2 protein-coding genes are annotated in these 1,221 nt (G+C 44.4%); one reads left to right on the top strand and one right to left on the bottom strand.

Annotation, left to right across the window (positions count from 1 at the left end):
• Positions 1 to 137: 137 nt before the first annotated feature.
• Positions 138 to 887 (top strand): response regulator transcription factor, encoded by a 750-nt coding sequence (locus KDD36_15175; GenBank protein ID MCB0397990.1) that lies wholly within the window; start codon positions 138 to 140, stop codon positions 885 to 887.
• Between the two features lie 20 nt (positions 888 to 907).
• On the opposite strand, the gene KDD36_15170 is transcribed toward KDD36_15175, so the two are convergent.
• On the bottom strand, positions 908 to 1,221 hold a 314-nt coding region (locus KDD36_15170; GenBank protein ID MCB0397989.1), incomplete at its 5' end, for a DUF1987 domain-containing protein.

Genomic DNA, 1,221 nt, shown 5'->3' with positions numbered 1-1,221 from the left:
ATTTATTTCGAAGCAAACAATCGGTATCCAATGATTTTCTTATGCGTCATGCAATAGTTTTTTTCTATTGCATGATTTGGGTTTATCTTTATTCCTCCGACCAGCAATATGAATGGGTCAAGAAATAAATTAATCATATGCCATTAGCTTTTAATTGCCTGATCATAGACGGTGATAAAGAATCAGCGCAAGCACTGATGACCTTTTTGGAAAGGGACTACGAAGAGATCCGGAAGATATTCTGGGCAAAAAATCTCCAGGAAGCGTTGAAGTATGCCGATGAGATCACCCCGGAAGTTGTCTTCCTTGATATTGATCTGGCCGATGGTGAGGCCTTTGACTTTCTAAGACATTACCGTAACAATACCTTTGAGGTGATCTTTACCACGGCCAAAGAAAGTCATGCGCTCACCTCTATTAAGTTTGCTGCGCTTGACTATCTGCTCAAACCAATTAAGGTGGAAGCCCTGATCAATGCCATGGATGCAGCCATTGGCGCAGTGAAATTGAAAAATCACTATAAAAGGGTGGAGGTGCTCTTACAATCCACCACCGGTACCCAACACATTGTGCTGCCACAAAAAGATGAATTCCAGGTTGTCCTGCTGAAAGACATTGTCCTTTGTGAGGCCGGGGAATCCTTTACCACCTTTTATCTGGCGGATAACCGGATTCTTGTGGTGCCCAAAGATATCAGGGAGTACCGCTCACTGCTGGAGGACGATGGCTTTTTTCAGGTACACCTGTCATTTCTGGTGAATGATGACCACGTGGTGCGGATCGTAAAGGAAGATGGTGATTTCGTGTTAATGAGCAACCATATGAAGGTGCCGATTGCCAAATCCAAGAAAGATGAGGTGTTGTTAAGGTATGGCCTTGAACACTAACAGGAAAAACAGGGAGAATCCTAAAACTCGTCTACCGCAATGACTTTGAATGGTACGGTCAGAACCTCGCGGTAATCCTCAGCGGCTTCAAGCATCGCTTCATCATCCTCTTCGTAATACCAGTTAACGGTTACGTTTTTTCCTTCCTGATGCAGTTGCTCCAGGGGTTTGAAGATGTCCAGGATCATCTTGAAGGAATTCGAATTGATATACTCGAGGCGAAGGTTTAACAGGGTTTTGTCCGCGGGATTCTCCGCATAAGCTTTGACCCATTCGGTGAGTGGCGCGAAAAACTCATATGCCGCTTCAGGAATTGACCTTCCACTTAACTCAA

It is taken from the genome of Flavobacteriales bacterium, assembly GCA_020435415.1.
Lineage (GTDB): Bacteria > Bacteroidota > Bacteroidia > JACJYZ01 > JACJYZ01 > JACJYZ01.
This window is presented reverse-complemented; position numbering and strand designations above follow the sequence as displayed.

What these genes read in the sequence shown, in the direction of transcription:
- KDD36_15175 (MCB0397990.1), top strand. Translation starts at nt 138, where the DNA reads ATGCCATTAGCTTTTAATTGCCTGATCATAGACGGTGATAAAGAATCA.